At 41.4% G+C, this 22,017-nt stretch carries 17 protein-coding genes; 10 read left to right on the top strand and 7 right to left on the bottom strand.

Annotated elements, in window-relative coordinates; all coding sequences use genetic code 11:
• Positions 1-41: 41 nt before the first annotated feature.
• Both scpA and ACEQZT_RS13050 read right to left on the bottom strand, forming a co-directional pair.
• Positions 42-2,042 (bottom strand): methylmalonyl-CoA mutase, encoded by a 2,001-nt coding sequence (gene scpA / locus ACEQZT_RS13055; protein WP_370089889.1) that lies wholly within the window; start codon positions 2,040-2,042, stop codon positions 42-44.
• Complete coding sequence (locus ACEQZT_RS13050) at positions 2,039-2,914, bottom strand: methylmalonyl-CoA mutase family protein (protein ID WP_370089888.1); 876 nt, start codon at positions 2,912-2,914, stop codon at positions 2,039-2,041. Before ACEQZT_RS13050 ends, scpA begins: the two co-directional genes overlap by 4 nt.
• Positions 2,915-3,157: 243 nt before the next feature.
• Between ACEQZT_RS13050 and dnaA the strand changes: the two genes are divergently transcribed.
• Entirely contained in the window at positions 3,158-4,546 is a 1,389-nt protein-coding gene (gene dnaA, locus ACEQZT_RS13045; RefSeq protein ID WP_370089887.1) for a chromosomal replication initiator protein DnaA, read from the top strand.
• On the opposite strand, the gene ACEQZT_RS13040 is transcribed toward dnaA, so the two are convergent.
• Complete coding sequence (locus ACEQZT_RS13040; protein ID WP_370089886.1) at positions 4,543-5,973, bottom strand: trypsin-like peptidase domain-containing protein; 1,431 nt, start codon at positions 5,971-5,973, stop codon at positions 4,543-4,545. The genes dnaA and ACEQZT_RS13040 overlap by 4 nt on opposite strands.
• 132 nt (positions 5,974-6,105) lie before the next feature.
• Between ACEQZT_RS13040 and ACEQZT_RS13035 the strand changes: the two genes are divergently transcribed.
• Together ACEQZT_RS13035 and rseP are read left to right on the top strand one after the other, a co-directional pair.
• Positions 6,106-7,260, top strand: coding sequence for a 1-deoxy-D-xylulose-5-phosphate reductoisomerase (locus tag ACEQZT_RS13035; protein WP_370089885.1), 1,155 nt, complete (start codon positions 6,106-6,108; stop codon positions 7,258-7,260).
• Positions 7,261-8,580, top strand: coding sequence for an RIP metalloprotease RseP (rseP, locus tag ACEQZT_RS13030; RefSeq protein ID WP_370089884.1), 1,320 nt, complete (start codon positions 7,261-7,263; stop codon positions 8,578-8,580).
• Here rseP and ACEQZT_RS13025 read toward each other — a convergent pair.
• The gene (locus tag ACEQZT_RS13025) at positions 8,577-10,574 is read right to left on the bottom strand and encodes an OmpA family protein (RefSeq protein ID WP_370089883.1); all 1,998 of its coding nucleotides are present in this window, start codon (positions 10,572-10,574) and stop codon (positions 8,577-8,579) included. The two genes, rseP and ACEQZT_RS13025, sit on opposite strands and share 4 nt — an antisense overlap.
• A 145-nt stretch (positions 10,575-10,719) precedes the next feature.
• On the opposite strand from ACEQZT_RS13025, the gene lon reads away from it, so the two are divergent.
• Genes lon through hslU form a run of 3 tightly spaced genes read left to right on the top strand, consistent with a single transcriptional unit; the run spans position 10,720 to position 15,559 of the window.
• Entirely contained in the window at positions 10,720-13,188 is a 2,469-nt protein-coding gene (gene lon / locus ACEQZT_RS13020) for an endopeptidase La (protein ID WP_370090365.1), read from the top strand.
• Positions 13,185-14,177: a type IX secretion system protein PorQ gene (gene porQ, locus ACEQZT_RS13015; protein ID WP_370089882.1), complete on the top strand. Its 993-nt coding sequence runs from the start codon at positions 13,185-13,187 to the stop codon at positions 14,175-14,177. The genes lon and porQ overlap by 4 nt, the downstream gene beginning before the upstream one ends.
• Entirely contained in the window at positions 14,174-15,559 is a 1,386-nt protein-coding gene (gene hslU, locus ACEQZT_RS13010; RefSeq protein ID WP_370089881.1) for an ATP-dependent protease ATPase subunit HslU, read from the top strand. Before porQ ends, hslU begins: the two co-directional genes overlap by 4 nt.
• On the opposite strand, the gene ACEQZT_RS13005 is transcribed toward hslU, so the two are convergent.
• Positions 15,556-16,041 (bottom strand): histidine phosphatase family protein, encoded by a 486-nt coding sequence (locus ACEQZT_RS13005; RefSeq protein WP_370089880.1) that lies wholly within the window; start codon positions 16,039-16,041, stop codon positions 15,556-15,558. The two genes, hslU and ACEQZT_RS13005, sit on opposite strands and share 4 nt — an antisense overlap.
• Positions 16,042-16,875, bottom strand: coding sequence for a glycosyltransferase family 9 protein (locus ACEQZT_RS13000; protein WP_370089879.1), 834 nt, complete (start codon positions 16,873-16,875; stop codon positions 16,042-16,044).
• Between the two features lie 281 nt (positions 16,876-17,156).
• Between ACEQZT_RS13000 and ACEQZT_RS12995 the strand changes: the two genes are divergently transcribed.
• The 4 genes from ACEQZT_RS12995 to ACEQZT_RS12980 are packed head-to-tail and all read left to right on the top strand — an operon-like array spanning position 17,157 to position 20,663.
• The gene (locus ACEQZT_RS12995) at positions 17,157-17,564 is read left to right on the top strand and encodes an EVE domain-containing protein (RefSeq protein WP_370089878.1); all 408 of its coding nucleotides are present in this window, start codon (positions 17,157-17,159) and stop codon (positions 17,562-17,564) included.
• Positions 17,565-17,597: 33 nt separating this feature from the next.
• Positions 17,598-19,166 (top strand): hypothetical protein, encoded by a 1,569-nt coding sequence (locus ACEQZT_RS12990; protein WP_370089877.1) that lies wholly within the window; start codon positions 17,598-17,600, stop codon positions 19,164-19,166.
• 34 nt (positions 19,167-19,200) lie between these two features.
• Positions 19,201-19,743: a bifunctional pyr operon transcriptional regulator/uracil phosphoribosyltransferase PyrR gene (gene pyrR / locus ACEQZT_RS12985; protein WP_370089876.1), complete on the top strand. Its 543-nt coding sequence runs from the start codon at positions 19,201-19,203 to the stop codon at positions 19,741-19,743.
• Positions 19,740-20,663 carry an aspartate carbamoyltransferase catalytic subunit gene (locus tag ACEQZT_RS12980; protein ID WP_370089875.1) on the top strand — a complete coding sequence of 308 codons (924 nt, stop codon included), beginning with the start codon at positions 19,740-19,742 and terminating at the stop codon, positions 20,661-20,663. Before pyrR ends, ACEQZT_RS12980 begins: the two co-directional genes overlap by 4 nt.
• On the opposite strand, the gene purB is transcribed toward ACEQZT_RS12980, so the two are convergent.
• Complete coding sequence (gene purB, locus ACEQZT_RS12975) at positions 20,660-22,003, bottom strand: adenylosuccinate lyase (protein ID WP_370089874.1); 1,344 nt, start codon at positions 22,001-22,003, stop codon at positions 20,660-20,662. The two genes, ACEQZT_RS12980 and purB, sit on opposite strands and share 4 nt — an antisense overlap.
• Positions 22,004-22,017: the final 14 nt, after the last annotated feature.

Here is a 22,017-nt window from a genome sequence, read left to right as displayed (position 1 = left end):
GATTCTTCTGATGAATAAAGTTATTGAAAATGAAAGAACTATTAGCTCATAAGCTTGTTAAGAATTTTTATTGCCGCCTTCGAAATAATAGTCCCAGGACCAAAAATGTCCGTCACACCTTTTGAGAGCAGTTCTTCATGATCGTTTTCTGGGATAATGCCTCCAGCAACCACAAGAATATCGCCTCTCCCTTGATTTTTAAGTTCTTCGATCAACTCAGGAATCAGTGTTTTATGACCACCTGCAAGAGATGAAGCTCCAACAATGTGTACATCGTTTTCAATTGCTTGTTTAGCTACTTCCTCAGGAGTTTGAAAAAGAGGTCCAATATCCACATCAAAGCCTAAATCTGCGAATGAGGTTGCTATCACCTTGGCACCACGATCATGTCCGTCTTGGCCCATTTTAGCAATCATAATTCGAGGGCGTCTACCATCAAATTCTTCGAACTTGTCTGATAGCTCGAGTGCCTTTTTAAAATCTTCGTTGTTTTTTATTGCAGAGGAGTACACGCCTGAAATAGTTCTGTTTGTGGCCTGAAATCTACCAAAAACATTTTCCATGGCTAGTGAAATTTCTCCTAAAGTTGCCCGATTTCTAGCAGCTTCAATGGCTAGTTCAAGCAGATTTTCTGAGCCTCTAGCTCCATTTTCGAGATTCGTTAAACTTTTTTGTACTTCAGCTTCGTTTCGCACACTTTTAATCTGATTGATCCGATCGATTTGTTTTCTCCTAACCTGATCATTGTCAACCTCCAGAAGTTCAATTTCGGTTTTTTCGTCTGTTATAAACTTGTTTACACCTATAATCGATTCCTCTCCGGAATCTATTCTAGCTTGTTTTTGGGCAGCAGCCTCTTCAATCTTCATTTTCGGATATCCTGCCTCTATAGCTTTTGACATTCCGCCCATTTCCTCTACCTCCTGGATGATTTTCCAGCTCGATTCTATTAAATCATGTGTAAGCTTTTCTACATGTCTCGATCCACCCATTGGGTCCACAACACGGGTAATGTTGGTTTCTTTTTGAAGATAAATCTGCGTGTTTCTGGCAATCTTGGCTGAAAAATCGGTTGGTAAAGCGATGGCTTCATCCAGCGCATTGGTGTGAAGGGATTGCGTGTGACCAAGCGCAGCAGCAAGTGCCTCTATGGTAGTTCTGGCTACATTATTATAAGGATCTTGAGCTGTCAGGCTATACCCTGAAGTTTGACTGTGAGTTCGCAGTGCCATAGACTTTTCATTTTTAGGATCAAAGTCTTTGATAATTCTGGCCCATAAAACTCTGGCAGCTCGCATTTTGGCAATTTCGGTGAAGAAATTCATGCCTATTCCCCAAAAGAAAGAAAGCCTTGGGGCAAAAGAATCTATGTTGATTCCTGCCTGAATACCTGTTCGCACATATTCTAACCCATCCGCCAGTGTGAATGCCATCTCCAACTCCGCTGTAGCACCAGCTTCATGCATATGATACCCACTTATGCTTATAGAGTTGAACTTTGGCATGTTGGAGGATGTAAACTTGAAGATGTCCGCAATAATCCTCATCGACTGAGCAGGAGGGTAGATATACGTATTCCTAACCATGAATTCCTTCAGAATGTCGTTTTGAATGGTTCCGGTCAGCTGTTCTGGGGATACACCTTGCTCTTCAGCAGCAACAATAAAAAATGCCATGATTGGAATAACCGCACCATTCATGGTCATCGAAACGGACATTTTATCCAGCGGAATTTGATCGAAGAGGATTTTCATGTCCTCAACAGAATCAATCGCTACACCTGCTTTACCTACGTCTCCTTTTACCCTGGGATTATCACTATCATACCCTCGGTGAGTGGCCAGGTCGAACGCAACAGAAAGCCCTTTTTGTCCGGCGGCTAAGTTTCTTCTATAGAACGCATTTGATTCCTCTGCTGTGCTGAAGCCTGCATACTGCCGGATGGTCCACGGACGAGAAGTGTACATGGTGGCGTACGGCCCCCTTAAAAAAGGAGCAGCACCCGCTGAAAATCCATCCTGTATATATTTTCTCTCACTCATTTGCTCAGCTTTTCAAGTACACTTTTTATGATTTTGTCTGTTAACACCTCAACGTAGTATGATCCACCACATTGATCTGAATACTCAGAAATCCCGCTTTCCTCCCGGATTAAATTGCCAGTATTTCTGCTGATTCTCGGATCACCAATAGCAGTAGAAAAGTCAACTGAGTGTGATCCTCCTAAAATGCTGGCGAGCCCGGCGGTGGTGTTTAGAAACCACTGATGTTCCTCAGAAGCATGCATAGGGACATGAGTGTGAATTTGAACTTCCTTAAAATTTTTTGTGGTCAGCAAATACCTCAATGCCCTTACAGTAGAAATTTCGAGGAAAAAGTCAGGGAAGGCATTGCGATAAATATGCTTTTGTTTGTCTTGATTTTTAATCAAGTTGCAGATTTGATCTATTGGATTGGCGTCTAGACCTGAAACGCAATTGCCATTAGGCGCAAGGATGAACCCTGTAAATCCCGACACCTCTATCTCTGATTCTGAAATGAAACAGATGTCACATATGTTGTGGTCAACATCTTTAAGGATAGTACCCAATGACTGAGTGTCATTCAAGTTGAGGATCACTCCATCGCAACCACCCATAAGTGCTTTGAGTGCATTTTTATTAGCCTCTGTTTCATTGATTACCTCTATTTGCTCGTACAGCTTCCATCGATGTGGCTCTATTGCGGAGAAGAAATCCGTTAGATATTGTAGCTCAGAGATGTCGGAAGAATCATAGTATCCATTAAGTGAGATACCAGCGCTTTCCCACCTCAATGCTTCACCTGGATCTTCTCCTTTCAATTGATTTTCAGCAAGTTGAGTCCAATGATTTTTATCGACTCTTGGAAATATACTTAGATCTAGATCTTTCAAAATATGTTTTGGTTGGGAGCTTGAAATCACGAAATTAGGCCAGAAAAAGTATGTTAAGAAAAATTGTATTTTTCAAAGTTTTTTTAATCGAAATAGCCCTTATTTCAACATAGGAAACTATTTGAAAAAGTCAAGGCTAAAAGTCATTTTTTTAAGAAAAAAAATTGAAACATATTTGATGCCCTTTCGAAAATAGAAGGGTCACCTAAGCCAACATAAACCACTATTTAACTCTAATCGAAAATGCATGAATTAGTATGGAAAAACTGCCTTGAGTACATAAAAGAGCGCATTCCTAATCAAAGTTTTAGTACTTGGTTTGATCCTATAACACCCTTAAAGACAGAGGGTAACGTTCTTACTATTCAAGTTCCTAGTCAGTTTTTCTACGAATGGTTAGAGGAGCACTACGTGCATATTCTCAAGGAAGCCATTGCTAAGGAAATGGGGGATGATGCCAGATTGGAATATTCTGTTGTTGTTGAAAATGAGGAAAGCAAAAAAACAACTCCCACTTCGCTGAAAATCAACAACCTAGCTGATAGAAATGGAAGTAATGCTAAGGGTATCAATACTGCATTTATTGATGATCTTAAGAATGAAAACAATCTCAATCCAACGTACAATTTCGACAACTTTATAGAAGGTGACTGCAACAGACTTGGAAGGTCTGCTGGATATGCCGTGGCAAAAAAGCCAGGCATTACTTCATTCAACCCACTCATGATTTATGGGGGAGTTGGATTGGGCAAGACCCACCTTGTGCAGGCTATCGGAAATTTCATCAAGAAAGAGGATGCTTCGAAGAAGATTATTTATGTAGCTTCTGAAAAATTCACAAATCAGTTCATTGATTCATTAAAGAACAATAACGTACAAAGCTTCATCTCTTACTATAGAGAAGTTGACATCTTAATTTTGGATGATGTTCAGTTCTTAAGAGATAAAGAAAAAACTCAGGAAATTTTCTTTCACATTTTTAATCATTTGCACCAGGCTGGGAAGCAAATCGTTATGACCAGTGATTGCGCTCCTAAAGATTTGAAGGGTCTGCAGGAAAGATTGGTTTCCAGATTTAAATGGGGACTAACTGCAGATTTACAGCAGCCTGCGTTCGAGACCCGAATGGCTATCATTCAGCGAAAGATACAAGAGGATGGTATTCACATCCCTGAAGAAGTGATTGAGTATATCGCTTATACTGTGGATACAAACATCCGAGAACTTGAGGGAGTGATTGTTTCTTTGATAGCTCACGCTTCACTAATGCGTGTCGAAGTTGATCTTGAACTGGCTAAGAAAGTTCTGAAAAACATAGTTAAGGAGATTGATTCCGAAGTAGGTATAGATTATATCCAAAAGACCGTTTCGGATTATTTCCATGTAGGCCAGGATGACCTGAAAGCTAAGACCCGAAAGAAGGAAATTGTAATTGCACGTCAGGTAGCCATGTATTTCTCAAAAGATTATACAAATCATTCCCTTAAATCTATAGGCTACCACTTTGGTGGACGAGATCATAGCACCGTAATCCATGCTTTACAGTCTGTAAATGACATGATGGATACGGACGCTAAGTTTCGCTACTCAGTGGACGAACTGAAGAAAAAGCTGAAGATGCGTACAGCCTAGCGTCTAAAAGGGAAATAGACCTTTCTGCCTCTTTCATCCATCCCGATCACATCAAATCTACCTCTGATGTTTTCAAGAATTTTAGCAAGCTCTTCAGGCTTGTTGATTTCTTTATTGTTGATTTGTGTGATTATGAATCCTTTGGGAATACCAAGTCCTGCAAAAAAACCATTGTTTTTGTAGTCAATCACTTTCACTCCGCTATTAATTCCCAGCAAGTCTCTTTCCACTTTAGATACACTCTCGAAGCTTGCATCCAGCTCTTCTGCATAATAAATATTTCTTATAATGATTGATGTGGTGCCTTCTCGATTTGTGAGTACCAGTTCCTTATTTATCATTTCACCATCTCTTTCTGCTAGAACACTCAGTTTATCGCCAGGGTAGCTGCTTGCAATCAACTCTTCAAGGTTCGCTTTACTTTTTATTTGCTGACCATTGATTTTTCGAATCACATCTCTCTTTTTCAGCCCCGCTTTATCTGCGGCACTCCCACTTTTCACTTCAGTCACGAGCACACCATCAAGATCGCTCACCCCAATTCGAGATGCTAATTCACTGTCAACATCAATAAAATCAGCACCTGTAAATGCTTTTTGCACCTCGCCATACTTTACTAAATCATTGAAGACTTTCTTTACAATGTTGACAGGAATGGCAAATCCGTATCCTGCATATGATCCGGTTCTGGAAAGTATGGCTGTGTTTATGCCGATGAGTTCACCCTCAGAGTTAACCAGCGCACCACCGCTATTACCCGGGTTGATTGCCGCATCCGTTTGAATGAAACTCTCAATAGGAAACTTGTCACGCAAAATGTTGATGTTTCTTCCTTTTGCACTTACAATTCCGGCGGTTACCGTTGAGGTCAGGTTAAATGGATTTCCTACGGCAAGTACCCATTCACCCACCTTAACATTTTCTGAATTTCCTTTTTCAATGGCTGGAAGCTCGTTTGAGTTTATCTTAATCACGGCCAGATCAGTGCTGGGATCACGACCAACTAACTCTGCCTCAAAGCTTCTTTTACCCGCAATCACGGTTATTTCGTCAGCATCCATGATCACATGGTTGTTGGTCACAATGTATCCATCGTTCGAAAAAACGACCCCAGATCCACTACCCACACGCTGAGATGATCGTGGTTCGAAAAACCAGTCCATCCACCCGCCAGTTCGGTATTCTACCTCACTAAGTGTTTGAATAAAGACCACACTTCCGGTGCTTTTCTCTGAAGCTTCTACAAAATTTTCGTTCGGGATGGATGAATTATAGGTCACATGACTAACCGGATTGCTCGGTTGTGAATAGCTTAATTGCTCCTCTCGAGGAGTATTTTTACTGGGTTGGGGAGAGAGCTGATCTATTAGCAATGCTCCAAGGGCACCTGAACAAAAAGCGATAAGTATAACTTTTAATGTCTTCATTGGGATCGGGGTTTAACGAACTCTTGAAATTAAACCGAATGCGATCAAATTTTATTCCATCTGATTGTTAAAAAATGCAAACTCTTACCTTTGCCGGTCACCATGTGTAGCAGGGTGCGGAGAAAGTACGAAATGAAGAAACGAAATATAGCCATTCTTGGCTCTACAGGATCTATTGGAACGCAGGCACTGGATGTGATAAAGCGGCATCCAGATCATTTTCAGGTTGAAGTTTTGACGGCTCAAAACAATTCAGACTTACTGATCACTCAGGCATTGGATGTAAAACCAAACTGTGTAGTTATTGCCAATGAAGGACTTTATCAGCAGGTTTTTGATGCATTGGATCCTCATGATATAAAAGTGTACGCTGGACAAAATGCCCTTGCTTCGGTTGTTGAAATGGAATCTGTAGACATGGTTCTAACCGCGCTTGTGGGCTATTCAGGCCTTTTGCCAACCGTTAAAGCGATAAATGCTGGAAAGACCATCGCCCTTGCGAATAAGGAAACCTTGGTGGTGGCAGGTGAAATGATCACCAGACTTGCGCAAGAGCGAGGAGTGAATATTTTGCCGGTGGACTCTGAGCATTCGGCAATTTTTCAGTGCATTGTAGGAGAATTTCATAATCCTATTGAAAAGCTGATCCTTACTGCTTCAGGAGGCCCGTTTAGAGGAAAAAATCGTGAGCTTCTGGCCACTGTGACCAAGGAGCAGGCGTTGAAGCATCCAAACTGGGATATGGGTGCGAAGATCACCATAGACTCAGCTACTATGATGAACAAGGGGCTCGAGGTAATCGAGGCTAAGTGGTTGTTTGGTGTTTCTCTGAGCCAAATTGAAGTGGTGGTTCACCCACAGTCTATCATTCACTCGTTGGTTCAGTTTGAAGATGGATCTATGAAAGCTCAAATGGGACTTCCGGATATGCGCTTACCCATTCAGTTTGCCATGTCATATCCTCAAAGACTGAAGGCAGATTTCCCAAGATTTAATTTTTTAGACTATCCGGAACTCACATTCGAACAACCGGATATGAAAACTTTTCGTAACCTAAGTCTAGCATTTGAAGTTGCCAAGGAAGGTGGAAATCAGCCTTGTATTTTGAACGCTGCAAACGAAATCGCTGTTCAGGGATTCCTGGAAGATAAGGTTGGATTCCTCGAGATTTCAGATGTGATTGAAAACTGCCTGAAAAAGGTGAGCTATATTCGCAATCCTGAATTGGATGATTTTATTCAAACTGATAAAGAAACAAGAGCAAGAGCGCTCGAATTGATAAAATAAATGGAGACATTAATAATGGTAGCTCAGCTCCTTTTGGGGCTGTCGATTTTAGTAGGAGTGCATGAGTGGGGTCACATGGTGGCAGCCAAAGCATTTGGCATGCGTGTGGAGAAATTTTCGATTGGATTCCCTCCTAAAATATGGGGTAAGCAGTTTGGAGAGACGGAATACAGTATAGGAGCCATTCCTTTGGGTGGTTTCGTGAAAATAACCGGGATGATCGATGAGTCATTGGATACAAAAAACATGAGTGCCGAACCTGAGCCATATGAGTTTAGAGCTAAGCCGGCATGGCAAAGGTTGATTGTAATGATGGGGGGGATCATTGTGAATGTAATTACCGGAATCATCATTTTCATAGGTTTGGCCCTTGCGAACGGTGAAGCATATTTACCTAAAGAAGAGCTCAATAAGCATGGAATCATTGCTTATGACCTTGGAGAGCAACTTGGTTTTCAGACCGGAGATAAAATACTTTCTATTAATGGACAGGATTATGAGCGGTTTTCAGATTTGCTAAGTCCTGATTTGTTGCTGGGATCAGATAATTACTACACAGTTCTCCGTGATGGTAAAGAAGTTCGGGTAGACATGCCAAATGATTTTATTGACAAGTTTGCCGATAAGAAAAATAGGGTGAATGTTATTGCTCCGAGATGGCCGTTTTCCGTGGAATCGGTTGCTCCCGGTAGCAATGCTGAAAAAGGAGGACTTCAGGCTAAAGATCGTATCACCTCAATTAACGGACAGCCTATTCAGTACTTTGATGAACTGAGTTCTTCACTTGATAATTTGAAAGGAGCAGTAGCATCATTCGGAGTATTGAGAGGCGGAGAAGAAATCAATCTTGAAATTGCAGTAGGTGAGGATGGAACTATAGGATTCTATCAAAACCGTGAGTTGGATTACGTTTCTCGTGATTTCACTTTCGGAGAGGCCGTGGGAGAAGGAACATACAATGCTTTCGCTGTAGTGTGGCTTAATATCAAAGGCTTTCAAAAAATGATTGCTGGAGATGTGGATGTAAGAAAATCACTTTCAGGCCCAATTAGAATTGCTACATTTTTTGGAGGCACATGGGACTGGAATAATTTCTGGAGAATTGTTGGGTTACTATCTATGGTACTTGCCTTTATGAATTTCCTTCCCATTCCTGCACTCGATGGTGGTCATGTAATGTTCTTGACCTGGGAAATTGTAACAGGAAGAAAACCTTCAGATAAATTCCTTGAAAACGCTCAAAAGGTTGGAATGGTAATCTTACTTTCATTGATGGCATTTGTAATCATCAATGACACCATTAGCATTTTGCCTTTCTAAAAATCTTTGATTTCCCCTGACTCTTCAGTTGGGGGAACTTCTCTATAAATTTCGAACTCTACACGTCGGTTTAGTTTTCTATCCGCTTCGGTAACCTCATTTTGCACGATGGGTTTTGTATCTCCGAATCCTTCGGCTTGTACTCGTCCCTCGAATATCCCGGCAAAAATTACAATGTAGTCCCTGATGTTTTGGGCCCGTTCTTTTGATAGTTGTAGGTTCTTCTCAGGATCACCCACGGAATCTGTGTGTCCGGAAATTCGCAGCTTAAAATCAATGTTGTCGTACAGAAAATTCACCACCTTGTTCAGGTCAGCATACATCTCTGTCTTGAGTTCCGCCTTCCCCACATCAAATTCGATGGACTCAAACTTCATTTTTGAAGCAATGGGCTCAGTTACAGAGTTGAGCTCCATCGGTCCATCCAGGTAGAAGACTTCTTCAATTCTAAAGAAATCATCACCCTGTAGGATGAGCAAATAATTTCGTTGATTGATCAATTCAAACTCGAAAGATCCATCTTGCTTCAAAAACTTGGGTGCAACCTCGTGCCCTTTGTCCAGATCGATGATGGAAACAATCCCTTGGAAGGGGGCCCCAGTCAGGGAGTCGGTCAGGGTTCCTGTCACCGTTGTAGTAGCCTCAGGTTGGGCTTCCATTGGAAGGGGAAAGGAATAGATGTCTTGCTTGTTCAGGTCTCGAGTGGAAGATCGGGCATAGAACAGAAGCTCAGATTTAGAATCGATTGTGAAATAGAATTCACTACCTCTGCCATTTACAAGAGGACCAATATTTTGAGGTTCTGTCCAGTATCCATTCACATTATATGCTTTGTAGATGTCAAACTCACCGAAGTTGTAGAGCTGACCATTTGAGCTGAAGTACAAAACCTCATACACGGGGTGGTAGAACGGGCTTACGTCATTTTGCCTTGTATTGATTACCGGCCCCATATTCTGAGCCGGTGACCATCGGCCTTTTTCATCTCGTATAGTGTAGTAAATATCAGCAAGCCCAAATCCGCCAAGTCGATCAGAAGAGAAGAAGATTGTATCGCCAGAATGAGAAAGAGCAGGGTGAGAATCCCACGCTATACTATTTACTGTCACACCCAGATTCATAGGTTTTGTCCAGGTGCTGTCTTCTTGAAGGGTTGCAATAAAGAGGTCACAGTCACCGTACGATTCCGGAGAATCGCAACGGGAAAAAACAAGGGTCTTACCATCTCCGCTTAGGCATGGGGACCCTTCATTATAATGCGAATTGAGTTTCGTGATTGGCTTTGCTTTCGACCAGGTTCCATAAGGATCTTTTCGGCTGTAATACAAGTCTTCATCTTCTCGAAAGCGAATGGTCTCATCTACCTTCTTTCGCTTTGAGGTAAAGACCAAAATGTCATTGTGAATATTAAGCGAAGGCCCATAGTCGGCGCTGGCGCTATTCACAAGCATTCCCATGTTGAGCAAAACGCCTCTTGGAGGCTGAAGTGTATCTATCAGTTTTCGATGCTCTACCAGCTCATAATAGTAATCAATGGGTACAAATTGCTCAGCGGCTTGACGGTTGAGTGAGTCATAATACAACTCAATTTCCTCAATATTGATGCCCTGATAGTGGTGCCTAAGTACCATTCGATAAAGCGTCATAGCTTCATCCGGATCGCCAAACAGCTCTGTCATTTTTGCAAGTCGCCAGATAAGCTTGGTGTCTTTATAAAAGTTTCGAATTCCAAATCTGCCTACATAGTCTTTTAATGCATCATATAATTCTTCCCATTGCTCGTTTCTATCGAGATCGATGATCCGCTCCAGTTTTTGCTTATTGTAGTATTCGGGGTACTTGTTTATTCCCTTAAATTCATACGCATTGAATACCACATCTTTAGGGATTGAATCGGCTAATATTTGCACCTCTTTCCTCCCTCTTTGTGCAGAAACACAAAGCGAGGCAAGAACTAAGAAAAGTCCAATATGGCGATGAAAATTACGGCGCATGCTGTCGATTCGTCAGTAAAAATTAAAATTAATTTAAAGTTAGCACTATTTAACCTCTGCATCCACTTTGGCATAGCGATTGACAATTATGTACCTTTCCTATAAACGTAGGGATGTGTACAATTTATCTGACACATTGGCATTTATGAATGACGCTAATTTGAAATCAATTTTTATACCTGAATTTGTGGACGAAGACTCTGAAGAGTTAATTCAAATTATCTCACCAGAAGATAATCAGATGGCAGAGTCTGACTACCCTGAGAATCTCCCCATTCTCCCAATCAGGAATACCGTACTTTTTCCAGGGGTGGTTTTGCCTATTACTGTAGGTAGAACTAAGTCCATCAGACTAGTTAAGAAGGCTTATCGAGGGGATCGAATTATCGGGGTTGTGGCTCAGAAGAATGTAAAGACCGAGGAACCTTCATTTAAGGATTTATATGAGGTAGGGACCATTGCCAAAATTTTGAAAATGATTGTGCTGCCGGATGGTAATACCACAATCATTATTCAGGGGCAAAGTCGATTTAAGATTTCAGAGCAGATTCAGGAAGAACCACATCACATTGTTACTTTCAATACTCTTCCGGATTTAAAAAATACACTTCTTAAAAAAGAGCAAAAAGCGATCATTCAGTCATTGAAGGATACAGCCACCAAGATCATGAGCCTGAGTCCTGAGATTCCGAAGGAGGCAAGAGTGGCTGTAGATAATATTGACAGCTTCAATTTCTTAACTCACTTTCTCTCTTCCAATGTAAATGCTGAGGTGAGCGATAAGCAGATGTTGCTTGAAATGGAAGACCCGAAGGAACGTGCTGAAAAACTATTGCAGTTCATGCTCAAGGATCTTCAGATGCTGGAACTGAAGCAGGAAATTCAAGAGAAAGTACATACCGATATCGACCAGCAGCAGCGAGATTACTTTTTGCGTCAGCAGATCAGAATCCTTCAAGATGAGTTGGGCCAAGATGGCCCGGATCAGGAAGTGGAGGCATTAAGAAAAAGAGGTGAAAAAAAAGCATGGCCTGAGGAGGTAAAGGAGCATTTTGATAAAGAGCTGGATAAAATCTTGCGAATGAATCCTGCAGCAGCAGAGTTTCCTGTGGCGATGAGCTACGCTGAGCTGCTAGTAGACTTGCCTTGGAATGAAGTTACTGAAGACAACTTTGATTTAAAGAATGCTCGAAAAGTGCTGGATAGAGATCACTTTGGGTTAGAAAAGGTTAAGGAGCGAATTATAGAATACCTGGCTGTCAGAAAGCTTAAAAAAGACCTGAAGGGCCCAATTTTGTGTCTCTATGGCCCTCCGGGAGTTGGTAAAACTTCCCTGGGGAAATCAATAGCAGATGCCCTTAATCGTAAGTATGTACGTATGTCACTAGGAGGGGTGCATGATGAGGCTGAAGTAAGAGGGCATAGAAAAACCTACATTGGAGCTATGCCAGGTAAGATTATTCAAAATTTGAATCGGGCTAAGTCCTCAAATCCCGTATTCATTCTGGATGAAATTGATAAGGTGAGTTCTGACTTCAGAGGGGACCCATCTTCAGCATTGTTGGAAGTGTTAGATCCGGAGCAAAACGCAACATTTAAGGATAACTATCTGGAGGTTGATTATGACCTTTCCAAGGTGTTATTTATTGCAACAGCAAACTCACTTGATACTATCCAGCCAGCCCTTAGAGACAGGATGGAGATCATAGATATCACGGGCTATACTTTGGAAGAAAAAGTGGAAATAGCAAAGAAGCATTTGATTCCAAAACAACGAAAAGAACACGGCCTGAAGGCAACTGACATTACTTTCGATAAATCGGCCATCAGTAAGCTAATCAACGATTACACCAGGGAATCTGGAGTGAGGAGCCTTGAGCGAAAGGTGGCTGCTGTAATCCGCTCAATAGCAAAATCGGTTGCTATGGAGGAGGAGTATGATTCAAAGATCACAGATATACGAGTTAGAGAAATACTAGGGCCAGAGATTTTTGACAAAGACAACTATGAGGATAATTCTGTGCCCGGTGTGGTTACAGGTCTTGCGTGGACCCCATCTGGCGGGGATATTTTATTTATCGAGTCTTCTCTAAGCAGAGGAAAGGGAAAACTTACGCTTTCTGGACAATTAGGGGACGTGATGAAAGAATCTGCCGTGGCAGCTCTATCATATTTACGCTCCCATTCTGAGATGCTTGGCATAGATCATCGTGTATTTGATAATTACGATTTGCATGTACACGTACCAGCTGGAGCTATTCCAAAAGATGGCCCTTCGGCGGGGATCACCATGCTTACGTCCTTGGCTTCAGTATTCACGCAGAGAAAAGTGAAAAAGCAGTTGGCAATGACTGGTGAAATCACCCTACGAGGAAAAGTATTGCCTGTAGGTGGTATCAAAGAAAAAATTCTTGCAGCACGTAGAGCCGGCATTAAGGAAATAATGATGTGCAAGCGAAATGAGAAGGATTTGGAAGAGATTAATCCTAAATACCTAAAGGGCTTGAAAATCCACTTCGTGGAGTATGTACCTGAAGTACTGGAAATAGCGTTAACCAAACAAAAGGTCAGCAACCCAATCGAATTCATCCTTCCAGAAGAAAAGAAAGATTGAAATTTTTAGCACTCATAGCAGTTCTATCTCCATTTTTAGGATGGTGTCAAATTGGAGGGCAGTCAGGGTATCAGTCGTTAAACCTGACCTCAAATCCAAGAGCAGCGGCACTAGGAGGAACCACTATTTCCCTTGCCGATGGCGATATCTCTCAGTTTTTCGAAAATCCCGCCACATTGGATTCGGTGGAGACAAGCAATATTTTCTTTCATTTCAATCCATATTTTGCAGATGTGTTCGTCTATTCGGGAGCATACACATTCAATTTGAAAAATATGGGCACGTTTGCTTCAGGGATTAATTATATCAACTATGGGGCTTTTAATCTTACGGATGAGACGGGTAATCAGCTTGGTGAGTTTCGAGCTCAGGATTACACGATAACGCTTGGAAAAGCACATCAGGTTGGTCCATTTACTTTGGGTGCCAATTTGAAGCTGGCACACTCATCCATTGAAAGTTATGGGTCTACAGCCATTTTAATGGACATTGGAGGTGTATTCAGGATCAATAAAAACTGGACAGCTGCGATGGTTTTTGAGAACATAGGTGGCCGAATTTCAGAATACTCGGCTTTTAGCTCCCCAACCATTCCTTTTGATGTGAAATTGGGGACAACATTTAAACCTCAGTATATGCCTTTGAGATTTACACTAACTTCAAACTCTCTGACTGAAGAGAATTCAGAAGAAGAGGAAACCTCAGGTGGGCGATCTACCGGTGCAATAGATCGGGTGTGGAAACGAATAAATATAGGAGCTGAACTGTTATTGAGTGATAATTTTCATGTATTGATTGGCTATAATCATAAGCGAAAACAAGAGTTGAGACTTGAGGACACTGGAGGAGGTGCTGGTTTATCCTATGGATTAATGGTGAAGGTGAAGCGAATTGAACTTCGATTTTCAAGGGCTACCTATCATGCAGCAGGAGGAAGTAGTTTCATTAGCCTGCGAACAGATTTGAACGATTTTAAGAAGATTTTATGAGTACGATAAAAAACGATTTGACCCCCAAACAGATAGTCGGTGAGTTGGATAAATACATCATCGGACAAAAAGATGCAAAGCGGAATGTCGCAATTGCACTTAGAAACCGATGGAGACGGATGAATGTAAAGGAGGAGATTCAAGGAGAGATTGTGCCTAACAATATTCTCTTAATTGGATCAACCGGGGTTGGAAAAACAGAGATAGCCCGGAGGCTGGCAAAGATTGCAGATGCACCTTTTACGAAAGTTGAAGCGTCTAAATTCACCGAGGTTGGATACGTAGGGAGAGATGTGGAAAGCATGGTGCGTGATCTGGTGGAGCAAGCTGTGAACATGGTCAAGGTTGCGAAAAAAGAAGAGGTGAAGGAGAAGGCTGCTGAGGTAGTCGAGGGTATTATTCTTGATGCCTTGATTCCGCCTCTTAAGGGAAGTCCTAATGCCTATGCGACAAAAATAGGAAGTGATGAGCCGGAAAATGAAGTTGAGTTAAATGAACAAACCAGAGCTCGTTTCAGAGAAAAAATCCGAAATGGCGAACTGGATGATCGTAAGATTGAAATAGATGTAACCCAAACTCCGGGTGGAAATATGGGAGTGATTGGTGGAGGAATGGATGAGGCTTCAATGATCAATATTCAGGAGATGATTGGCAACATGATGCCAAAGAAGAAAAAGAAGAGAAAAGTCACCATCTCTGAAGCCCGAAAGATTCTTTTGGAGGAGGAAGCCTCTAAGATGATCGACATGGATGAGGTGAAAGAAGAAGCTATCTTCAAAGCTGAAAATACAGGCATCATTTTCATTGATGAGGTAGACAAAATCGCAAAGGGTGGCGATGGAGGCAAAGGGCCAGATGTGAGCAGGGAAGGAGTACAAAGGGACTTGCTGCCTATAGTTGAAGGTAGTGCCGTAAACACAAAGTATGGAATCATCAATACCGATCACATTCTTTTCGTAGCGGCAGGCGCTTTTCATTTTAGTAAGCCATCTGATCTGATCCCGGAGCTACAGGGACGTTTCCCGATCAGGGTAGAACTGGATAACCTGACCAAAGCTGATTTCTTAAGAATCTTGACTGAACCGAAAAATGCACTAACGAAACAATATGAAGCATTGGTTGCTGCTGAAGAAGTAGAATTAACCTTTCAAGATGAGGCCCTTGAGGAAATTGCTGAAATGGCTTTTCAGATCAATGAAGAAGTTGAGAACATTGGAGCTAGAAGACTGCATACGGTCATGAGCAAGCTGTTGAATGAAATCTTGTTTGACATTCCGGACACCATTGGTCCGAATGCCAAAATCGTGATTGATAAGAAAATGGTAGAGGAGAAACTAGCAGGGTTAGTGAAGGATAAAGATTTGAGCAGATATATTCTTTAAATCTCTTTCGGAAAGTAGAAGAAGGAAAGCATTCCTTTGCCAAACTGTACATCCTTCCAGTATTTGACATTGAAATTGATGCCCACTACCCCACAGGTGGGCACATTGTCAAAGTTTAGGTTTGCTAGCGCATTTGCAACACTCGTAAATCCTGGATTGTGACCAAAAACAGCTAGTCTATCGCAGTTTGGAGCTGCTTTTATTACCTCCAAGATATCTGATGCTCCGGCATGGTAGAGACTCTTGTCTAAGCGTATCTGACCTTCATCTATGCCTATTTGATCACACAGATGGAGTGCAGTGTAGAAAGCTCTACTCGCAGTGCTGGAAATTAGTACCTCGGGCTTCAGCTGATTTGCTGCCAAATGTTGCCCCATTTTTATTACATCCTTCCTCCCGCGCTTGCCCAAGGGGCGATCGTGATCGCTAAGATCAAAAGCCCAGGATGACTTGGCGTGCCGGATGAGGTAAAGAGTCTTCATTTAGTCGGGTAAATAGAAGTCAAAAGTTAAATCATTCATGCATTTAAAATGTCCCTTTGGACACTTGCTAAATCCTCTTTTAGAACAGGGTCTGCAGCTAAGTTTATTATTCTCAAAAATCACAAACTTCGTTCTGTATGGATATTCACCAAAGGCTGGTGAGGTGCTACCCCAGATTGAATAAATCTGTTTCTTAAAAGCAGCGGCTACATGCATCATATCGTTATCGTGGGTAAATACCCAATTGGCGGATTTTATCAGTGAGGCTAATTGATTGAAATTGAATTTTCCGCATGCATTAAATATGACTGCCTTTTTGTTTAGTTCTTCGATTTCCTTTTCCTCATGCGCTGAGCCGTGTTTAAAAAAGGCCTCTATTTCATTTGCCGTATTTACATCTTCATGTCCTCCAATCAATATGATCGGTTTATTTATTCGGTCACAAAGCTCTATTAAGCGATCAGTGGGCAATTGGCGAGTCTTATACCTTGCAGAGAGAACCACTGCAGCATACCCCTGTGCGTGCGTTTCGGGAAGCCAGTCTTTATCAACCTCATCGCGTTCCGGAATGAAAAAATCCAGACCCAAATTATCGCTAGATGTTCCCAGGGGTTTGATTACATCTAGAAATCGATCCACCACATGAGATTTCGGCAATAGATTGATTTTGAAGTTTACAAACAGCCATTGTTTGAAATTCAGCTTCTTCACCGAATAGGCTTTTTTGTTCAAATGAAGTTTAATCCTTTTTGCTTTCAGATTGTTCTGCAAATCAATAACCAGGTCAAAATGCTCCGCTTTTAGATTCCTTAAAGTCTGTTTGGTACCTTTCATTTCATGAATCTTATCCAGATAGGGATTACCATTTAAGAGAGAGAGATGCTTGCTTTTTGTGATAATGTGAACCTCTGAATCTAGTTCCGTCTTTAGTGCCCTTATAACAGGTGTGCAAAAAAGGATTTTGCTAAAGGAAGAAAAGCATATGATTAAGACTTTCATTTCAGTAAAAGTGATCTAAATGAATATTGTTTAAAAGTCATTTATGTTAAGAAATTGATCTTTCTTTCGAGAAAAGCAATTCAGGCTTTTATTAGTTTTAACTAAAACTGACGATTATGAATTATTGGCTGATTAAAAGTGAACCCAACACATACTCATGGGATGATCTGGTGAAACTTGGTAGAGATCATTGGGATGGAGTTAGAAATTTCAAGGCTCGAAACAATATCAAACAGATGAAGGTTGGGGATTTGTGTCTGTTCTATCATAGTGTGAATGAGAAGTCGATTGTAGGCATTGCAGAGGTAGTAAAGGAATATTATAAAGATCCTACAACAGACGATCATAGGTGGTATGTGATGGATGTAGTGCCTGTTAGAAAGCTAAAACGACCAGTTACCTTAGCTGAAGTGAAGGCAGATGATCGGCTGAGCGAAATGCAGTTGGTTCGATATTCCAGACTTTCAGTTCAAGTAGTCAAGAAAGAAGAATTTGACATCATTTTAGAAATGAGCGAACGATAGGGAGCTTCGTCTCGTAATTGTTGTATGAAGACCATGTATAAATTACTCATCATCCTTTCGTTGATACCTGCAATATCCTTTAGCCAAAAGAAAAAGGACAGGGACACAAGTGCTGTTATCATGCAGCCAAACCGAATAGAATTCGAAAAGAATAGAGATGGATCTGAATTCTTTGTGGTTGAAGGCGGGCTGGATGGAATTTTGGTAGCAGAGGAAACGTTAGAGCCTGCAAAGGGAGGCGGCTATCAATGGAAGCTTCATATGATTGACACTGCTCTTCAAATCAAATGGTCTCAAACCCTAGTGATACCTGCTGATGGCTCAATTTTGGGCTATGAGTATTTCGATGGTAAGTTTTATCTTCTTTTTAGCAAAAACAGATATCGGAGTGAGGATCTTATCGTCTATCAGCTATCGGCCAAATCTACTGATCATATTGCCTATGAAATAACAACAGTTTTCCCGATTGAAATCACCCATTTTGAATCGGTGGGTGAAACCATCCTATTGGCCGGGTATGCAAACTTTCGTCCAGTTGTAATCACCTACAACATCAATGATAGGATTCCACGGGTTGTTCCGGGATTCTATGACAACAAGAATGATATTTTAGATCTTGTGGTAGACGAGGAGTCTAAGCTTTTCAGCGTCATTATGTCTGAAAAGATGCGTAATAAAAAATATACAGTCAGAGTGCGGACGTTCACGGATAAAGGAGATATCATTCAGGACAATCTTGTAAATCCCGGAGAGAGAAAAAGTCTTTTAGATGCCGCAAGTACCACGTTTGCTGGCGGACTTCAATACCTGGCAGGCACACACTCCAGGAAGTCACTGCAATACAGTCAAGGTTTTTACCTGAGTAAATTCATCAACGGGCAGCAGCAGTTCAATAAGTACTTTGCTTTTGCTGATTTGAATAATTTCTTCGGGCACATGAAGCCAAAAAGAGAGCAACGCATAAAAAATAGAATTGAGAAAAAAAGAGCTCGTGGCAAAGTGAAAAAATTCAATTATAGACTGCTTGTGCATGAAATCCTCGAGAGAGACGGGGAGTACATAATGATTGCTGAAGCATACTATCCTAGATACAATTATTCCACTACCGGAAATAGCTTTAGTCCTTACGGAGGACCCGGATATACACCAGGTTTTTCGAGAGGTAATCCCTACTTTCTTGGTTATAAATATACTCACGCTGTTGTCTTAGGATTCGATCCAAACTGTAATATTCTTTGGGATCAGACATTCAAAATTGATGATATTCAGACCTATTCGCTTGAGGAGAATGTTGTCGTGAGTGCATCGGGAGATCGAGTGATTTTGATGTATGTGGAGGAAAATGAGATTCGATCCAAAGTAGTAGAAAAGAATGAGGTAGTAGAGGGGAGAACATTCAATCCTGTAAAACTCTCATATGAAACTGACGAGTTGAAAACTAAAGATCCCAATGTGGAAGGATTGAAAAAGTGGTATGGTGAAACTCTTTTTGCTTATGGGGAGCAGAATATCAAGAATGAAAGTGGTGTAGGAGGCAAAACAACCAGAAAAGTTTTTTACATCAATAAAATCCAATACAACTTAAATCGCCAGCCTAATTAAGTTGAACGCATTACCTTTGTGGGAACAATAACCTATGCAAAAGCGACTGCTTTTTGATAGCCCACTACTCAAAGTCACAATCAGTCGATTGTGTCAACAACTCATTGAAGTACATGAAGATTTTTCCCAATCGGTCATTATTGGGATGCAGCCGCGAGGAATTTTTCTAGCTGAACGGATAAAAGCTCGATTGGAAAAGCTTGTTGGCAAGGAGATTCATCTAGGTTATTTGGATACAACATTCCACAGAGATGATTTTAGAAGACGGGACGAACCCATCACGCCAAGCCAGACGAAAATCCCATTTTTGATTGAAAATAAAAATGTAATTCTGGTAGATGATGTACTATTTACAGGACGAACAGTCCGCGCAGCTCTTGACGCAATGAACACGTTTGGCAGACCTGCAAAAGTGGAATTACTGGTGCTGATCGATCGACTTTATAGCAGACATATTCCGGTAGAGGCAAACTATGTGGGGCGGAAGGTAAATACGATTCAGTCGCAGAAAGTATTGGTAGAGTTGGATGAAAATCAGGAAGAAGATCATATTTGGCTAATTACAAAAAAAGAATGAGTCAACTGAAAACCAAACACCTCCTAGGAATTAAGAACCTCGACCGAGAGGATATAGAGCTCATTTTTCAAACTGCAACTAATTTCAAAGAAGTAATCAACCGTCCGATCAAGAAGGTGCCATCATTGAGAGATGTAACGGTAGCAAACATCTTCTTTGAAAACTCCACAAGAACAAAGCTCTCCTTTGAATTGGCAGAGAAAAGACTTTCGGCAGATGTGATCAACTTTTCCGCATCAGGAAGTTCCGTGAAGAAGGGCGAAACATTGCTGGATACAGTAAACAACATATTGGCAATGAAAGTGGATATGGTTGTTATGCGGCACTCAAGTCCCGGCGCACCACACTTTCTCTCCAAACACATTGATGCGAATATTATCAATGCAGGGGATGGCACACACGAGCACCCTACGCAAGCCTTGCTTGATACTTTCTCCATTCAGGAAAAATTAGGTCAGGTGGAAGGTAAAAAGGTGGTTATCGTTGGGGATATTCTCCATTCAAGAGTGGCTCTTTCAAATATCTTCGCACTACAAACATTGGGAGCTGAGGTCATGGTCTGTGGACCCGCCACCTTGTTGCCAAAGCATATCGGGGAGATGGGAGTGAAGGTGGAAACAAATATCAGGAAGGCTCTGGAGTGGTGTGATATTGCAAATGTTCTTAGGATCCAGCTGGAGCGGCAGCAAATGAAATATTTTCCTTCCTTAAGAGAATATTCTCAATACTTCGGAATCAATAGGGAGTTACTCGACTCCTTAAAAAAGGAGATAACCATCATGCACCCGGGCCCGATAAACCGAGGAGTGGAAATCACAAGTGATGTTGCTGACTCAGAGCATGCAATCATTCTCCAGCAGGTAGAAAATGGTGTAGCGATCCGAATGGCTGTTTTGTACCTGCTAGCGGGAGTGGCTTAGCTCCCGGTGTAATTAAAAGGAGTTATTGCTTTCAACTCACTTTTAATTTTCTCAGAAACATCCAAGCTTTCAATGAAAGACTGAATAGAACTCTCAGTAATCGCTTCGTTGGTTCTGGTCAATGACTTGAGTGCTTCATATGGTTTGGGATACCCTTCTCTTCTCAGAATTGTCTGAATCGCTTCTGCAACCACTGCCCAGTTATCCTCCAGATCTGCCTTGATTGCAGCTTCATTGGCATTGATTTTTGACAGACCTTTTTCAAGCGATAGCAATGAGATAAATGAATGAGCAATCGGCACACCGATGTTTCTAAGAACCGTAGAATCTGTAAGGTCTCGCTGTAGTCTTGAGATAGGTAGCTTTGAACTTAGGTGTTCGAAAAGTGCGTTGGCAATTCCCAGATTTCCTTCAGCATTTTCAAAATCAATAGGATTGACCTTGTGTGGCATTGCAGATGAGCCCACCTCATTCTTTGCAATTGTCTGGGTGAAGTAGTTCATTGAGATGTATTGCCATATATCTCTACTAAAGTCAATAAGGATTGTATTGATCCGCTTCAGTCCGTCAAAAAGTGCGGCAATATGATCGTAGTGTTCAATCTGAGTAGTGGGGTGGCTTCTTTTGAGGCGTAGTTTCTCAGACACGAACTTATCTCCAAAAGAGTGCCAGTCGTGAGATGGGTAGGCCACATTGTGTGCATTGAAATTACCAGTGGCACCTCCAAATTTTGCTGCATATGGGATTTGCTTTAAAAGTTCTAGTTGTTCCTTCAATCTCACCACAAAAACCATGATTTCTTTACCGAGTCTGGTAGGAGATGCAGGTTGCCCGTGAGTTTTGGCAAGCATAGGAATTGCTGACCAAAGGTTGGCCTTGGCTTCAAGCTCTACCACCAACGCATTTAGTTTTGGCAGGAATGATTGCTCCAAAGCATCTTTCAGTGATAGCGGGATAGAAGTATTATTAATATCCTGTGATGTAAGCCCGAAGTGGATAAATTCTTTGAATTGAGAAAGGCCTAGACCATCAAATTTTTCCTTGATGAAGTATTCCACAGCCTTCACGTCATGATTGGTGGTCTTTTCTATCTCTTTTATTGCATCGGCATCATCAAGCGAAAAGCTCTCATAGATATTTTGGAGTGCGTCATTGTTTTCAGGATCGTATTTTTCAAGCTGAGGTATCCCGCTTTCATATAAAGCAATAAAATAAAGTATCTCAACCTTTACCCGATATTGAATAAGTGCCTTTTCCGAGAAGTAGTCGGCTAGTTGAGAAACTTTTGATCTGTATCTGCCATCTATTGGAGATATCCCTTCAAGTGGATTAAAATTCATGGATTTATGCTTGA

The sequence above is a fragment of the Ekhidna sp. genome (assembly GCF_964218185.1).
Lineage (GTDB): Bacteria > Bacteroidota > Bacteroidia > Cytophagales > Cyclobacteriaceae > Ekhidna.
The sequence above is the reverse complement of the archived record's forward strand: the minus strand, read 5'-3'. Positions and strand labels throughout refer to the sequence as shown.